Raw genomic sequence first — 3,861 nt, 5'->3', positions numbered from 1 at the left:
TTCGGCACAGTGCACATCCTTCCAGCAGCACCTCTCGGCACCACAGATCAGATGTCACCTATCCGTGCAGCAGTCCCGCCCGAGCCATCTGAATCTTCCCGACGGCACCGTTTCGGGGAACATACGGGGAACAAGGACCTCCATTTTTGTCCTTTTCTGTCCCCATCTGTCACTGCGTGTGGAGGGCGGAAAATGCCGTCTGACCTGCGACTTTACGCTCAGAGAAGGGCTCTCGGCCATCCCCCAGAAATGGCCCTCTCAAAACTTCGAACCCAGTATCGCCCACCGCATCCAAAACCGCCTCTGACCTGCAAAAACAGGCGTCAGGGGCGGTTTGCATTTCCGCCGTCGTAGTCCCTACGTAGTCCTCAGAAACCTTGGCGGTTCGTGGTCCTCGAGTCACCAGTTGACCGCCGGGATGCGTTGGAGGGCCGCCTCGAGGTCCTCGAGCTTGATGCGGATCGGGCGGTGGCCGCAGTGATAGGCGGGGATGGTGCCGTCGCTGATCCGGCGTCGGATCGTCTTGGTCGAGACCGACATGACGGTGGCCGCCTCGTCGATGCTCAGGTAGGTCGGGAGGTTCCTGTTCTGGCTCATGACGTTGCTCCTGGCGTTGTGGTGGTGTTTCGGGCGGACGAGCCGGGCCTGGCGCTTCGTGTCCCGTGCTGGGTAGGTGCGACTCCCATCCCGCGTTCAGCCCGTCGGGTCAGTTGTCGCCGGGATCGATCGAGACCTAAAGTCCGCAACGACGTCGACCTGCCACGGAGCCGCGAGGTGACCGCGCTGCCGGACGGCGAGTCGTAAGAGCAGCCGCCCGATCTGGATCAGCGGCAGAAGTGGTGGCGCCGGTACGTGGTCTGAATGACGTGTCTCAGATCGCCGGCGGTCGCGGACCGGGCTGTGTCTTCTCCTAAGGGGCCAGCCCGTCCAGGCGTTGTTACATTCGGTGGTGACGGCGGTCTTGAAGGGTTCCGATGTGCTGGGATGCACGACGGCGGTCGAGGTCTGCTGCTGGATAGGGCTGGCCCTGGGGAACCTGGTCCAGAGCGCACCAGGCGAGGGCGCCGTTGCCGTTGAGCCAATTGGCGAACCGAGCATCGCCGGGGCTGCCAGCACGGACTCCGGTGCGCGGCGGGTCAAGTCGTTCCACAGCGCCACGCGAGAGGTGGCGTTCTCGGGCATTCATGTCGTGCCAGATCCGGTCACGGATCAGTGTGGACTCCACCGCCACGAGGAGCCACGCCGTCTCCGGGTCCTGAGGCGGGTGCCGTCGGAGTGGAGGGTGCCGAGCTGGTCAAGTGCGAATGCCCGCCTCGGCGTTGGGCGGTGCTGGCTGCCGCGGCGCCACGGGCGGCGGAAAAGGAGTGCCGCGACGGGCTCGCGGTCGACCATCAGCGAGGCGGCGAGGGCCCCGCAGCTGGGAGCGGGCTTCACGTCGGCCACCACCTCGAAGCCGAGCTACCTCCGCGCCTCGTCGGCGACACGCGTCCCGTGACAGGTGGAGATCGCTCGTGGGTTGCCGCTTCTGACGTAAGGACCGGGTAGTGGTCAGCCGCGCCTCGGGCGTGCGCTGCATGGGGTGTGCACGACTTGCCTGGACATCACAGCTACGACCGCAACCCTGCCAGGGCGGTGCCGGAAGGGGAGCTCACAGCTCGAGTTGTTGGGCGGGGAGCTGCCGACGTGACGCGGGGCGGTGTGCGATCGCCTCGTCCAGGGCCCTCCGACTCGCGCGACTGTCCGAATGGGAGCCAAGGGTCTGTCGAGGCGATGACAGCGCGCTGCGAAGCAGGTGCGTCACGCTTGTCTGAAGCGCTGGGGTGATCGGTACGAACTGCTCCCCGATACGTGCGAGCAGTTTCCGGTCGTTGTCGACCTTGAGGGGGACTGTGCGGCGGGTGAAGTACAGGCGTTCGTGTGCGCCACGCTCGAAGACGTCCGCCAACCGCTGGTCCACCCGGTCGAAGAGCAAGCCGAGGTCTCGCAGCGCCCGCTGCGCCAGCGGGGTATCGGTCGGGATCCTGCGTAGGCGGCTGATCGCGTTGGCGGCCTCGGCGACGGCTGCGCCGCCGGCGCCGAGCCGGCCGTCGATGTCACGGGTTGCGCGCTGCACTGAGGCGTAGGTCCGCTCGCGGGCCGCCCATCGCTGGGCGAGGTCCGGGGCGGTGACAGGGGTGCGTGCTGTCAGCAGGTGGGACAGCTCGCGTTGGGAGTCGAGGAGACGGCGGAAGTTCAGCGCGGTCGGGACCCTGTCCAGGTGGGTCAGCAGGTTGTGCTCGCACTGGACGACTCCGGCGATGCCAGGGCGGGGCCGGGCGTTGGGAGGGCGTGCCGGTGGGCGTGCGCCGCGTCGGTCGACGCTGTAGTCGGCGGCGTTGAGGAACGCGCACGCCTGCGCTGCGTTCATCAGCGTCACGCGTCGGCTCAGCGGTTCCCAATCGGGGATGTTCTTGTAGCGACGGTCGAGGACGATCAGGGCCCGGATCACCTCGGCAACGTCCTTGGTCACGGTCAGGCCCTGGGCCAGGTCAAGTCGCCCTCGGGCTACCTCACCGGGGAAGTCATGCTCCCCCAGCGCGGCGGCGCGGGCCGCGCCCCGCCACCCCTCGACAAGGGTGAACTCGTTGGGCGTGGTCAGGTCAGCCAGGCTCGGTAGCGTCGTGGTCGAGTCGCCCATGGTGCGGGTCAGGCTGCGCAACAGAACGGCGTCGGCGCTCCCGCTGCGTGCGGTGCGGCCCCGGTAGCCGCTGGGGGTGGCCGCGGTCAGGACCTGTCGGCACCAGGTCAGGACGCCGTATCGGTAGTGCTGGATCAGACGGCCGATCTCGGCGCGCTCCGCGTCGGTGGTGGTGACGGGCATGGTGTGGATGCCAGCACCGCCGATGCGGTGCTGGATGCGATGTTGACGCAACAGGCTCGACAGCTCGGCCCGCAAGGCGTCGGAGTTCTCGCCGTACATGGGTGGGGCTCACGCCGGTGTGTCGAGCGCGCGGGCCTCGTCGAGCATGTCGAGGACGAGTTCGACCTGCAGGGCGTCCAGGCCGTGCTCGATGAGCTCTTCGATCGCCGACTCCGCGCCGACGGCCAACGTTGCACGGTCGTTGAGCAGCCGCGTGGGATCCAGGCCGGGCACGTTGTCGCCGTGGATGGCGTCGAGGTAGAGCAGGGTCCGCTCGTAGGCCAGTGATGCATCGACGGTGACCGCGTGGTTGGCCAAGGCCGCGAGGTAGGTACGCGCCTCAGCAAGCGCGACGGCATCTGCAAGCAACATGGGGGAGTCCCCTTTCGATCTGTGGATGTCTCTGCGTCGGACGCATCGAGTCGACGCCGCCGGCACGCCGTCTGAGCTGTGGATAGGTGCGCCGCAGACACCCGCTCTGGAGGTCAGCCCCGGGAGTGCTGCCGCTGGCGGTAGTCCTCGCGCAGGAAGGCCTGGAAGTCCTCGCTGCGGTCGGGGATCACGGACTCGGGCGCTGTCGGACGTGGGGGTTCACCGGGCCAGGTCGTGACGCGCGTGGGGCGGTCACGATCCAGGCGGGCTCCGTTGGTGGAGACCCATTCCCGCAGTCGGACTCGTGCGATCGAGAAGTCGTGGTGCCAGTGCAGCGGCGCCGAGAGCGGAGCATCGCGGTGGTAGCTGTTCAACCAGTGCAGGTGCAGGGCGGAGAGCTCCCAGATGAGCTCCTCGTGACGGTGCCAGAACGGAGGGATGATCGCCGGAGGCAGCCCGTAGGCCAGACGGAGGAAGTCGACCCACCGGTTCAGATCGACCAACGCGGAGCAGTGTCGACGCTCCCCGAAAACTAGGCCAGTAGCGCTCTTCGAAAAGTAGGCCACCCGACCACGATGGATTGGGTGATG

General features: G+C 67.4%; 4 protein-coding genes. All 4 read right to left on the bottom strand.

The genetic code is table 11. The features are described 5' to 3' along the window. Positions 1-399 precede the first annotated feature (399 nt). Entirely contained in the window at positions 400-597 is a 198-nt protein-coding gene (locus AC6EH9_RS19935) for a helix-turn-helix domain-containing protein (protein WP_498425432.1), read from the bottom strand. A 1,051-nt stretch (positions 598-1,648) separates the two neighbouring features. Next, on the bottom strand, positions 1,649-2,959 hold the full coding sequence (locus AC6EH9_RS19930) for a hypothetical protein (protein ID WP_498425431.1): 1,311 nt from the start codon (positions 2,957-2,959) through the stop codon (positions 1,649-1,651). Positions 2,960-2,968: 9 nt separating this feature from the next. After that, a complete protein-coding gene (locus tag AC6EH9_RS19925; RefSeq protein WP_498425430.1) occupies positions 2,969-3,271 on the bottom strand; it encodes a hypothetical protein in 303 nt (100 codons plus the stop codon). Between the two features lie 113 nt (positions 3,272-3,384). Further along, positions 3,385-3,774: a hypothetical protein gene (locus tag AC6EH9_RS19920; protein WP_498425428.1), complete on the bottom strand. Its 390-nt coding sequence runs from the start codon at positions 3,772-3,774 to the stop codon at positions 3,385-3,387. Positions 3,775-3,861 lie beyond the last annotated feature (87 nt).

Source organism: Nocardioides sp. Z21_20, assembly GCF_059766585.1.
This window is presented reverse-complemented; position numbering and strand designations above follow the sequence as displayed.